The following is a 779-nucleotide window of genomic DNA, read 5'->3' as shown; positions in this document are numbered from 1 at the left end:
GTATACCCTCATCATCATCCGAAGTTTACGGTAGATGAAGCCTCGCTTGAAATTGGAGTAAAGATGTTTTTGTGCATAACAGAAAAGCTATTGGTTCGTTAAAAAAGAACAAGAACCTATTTGGTTCTTGTTCTTTTTTATGTATTTTTACTTCGTATCTTTATAATTCGTCGCAAACCCTGCTGCAATTAAACCAATCAAACCCAGCACTCCCACAATAACGGTTATGACCATTACATTCACCTCGATGGCTCTTAATAATACGCTTCCATTTGTTTAATTTTACCATTAGTCTTCATATGAAAGAAGCTTTTCTTTTAAAGGCTCTAGCTTTTTGAATTTTTGATCATAGCTTTGCCGTTTTAACATGTCATTAGTAATTATCAAGGCATCTTCTTTACGCCCTGCATACAAGTAGGCTTCAATGACTTCGTCAAATCCTTCGGAGTAAGGGAATTTTTCATATTTGGCTAGCTTAAATGAGGCGTCGTAGTGTTTCGTTGCTTGTTCATACTGCTTTAGTTTCAAAAGCATACGCCCGTTTGCTAAATGTAAATCAGCTCGCTCTAAATCGGTAAGGGTATGGAGTTCGATCCCTTGGTTGCGTATATCAAGAGCATCTTCATATCGCTTTTTTTCTTCTAGCTCAAACGCTTTCTCATAAAAATGACCAAACTTCGTTAGCGGTCTTCTTGATTTATAGAACTTATAAATGCCGTATAGAATTAAAAGCAGTAACCAAAGCAACTCGTTCAGCTCTCTTTCTTTATGTATAATAT

At 36.2% G+C, this 779-nt stretch carries 1 protein-coding gene and 1 pseudogene; one reads left to right on the top strand and one right to left on the bottom strand.

Features of this window, described 5'->3' with window-relative positions:
- Positions 1-102: pseudogene (locus AC1DRF_RS30595) on the top strand (amidohydrolase); the annotation flags it as partial.
- Positions 103-288: 186 nt separating this feature from the next.
- On the opposite strand, the gene AC1DRF_RS30590 reads toward AC1DRF_RS30595, so the two are convergent.
- On the bottom strand, positions 289-779 hold a 491-nt coding region (locus AC1DRF_RS30590), incomplete at its 5' end, for a hypothetical protein (protein ID WP_477742647.1).

It is taken from the genome of Priestia sp. P5_B4, from assembly GCF_056400385.1.
This window is presented reverse-complemented; position numbering and strand designations above follow the sequence as displayed.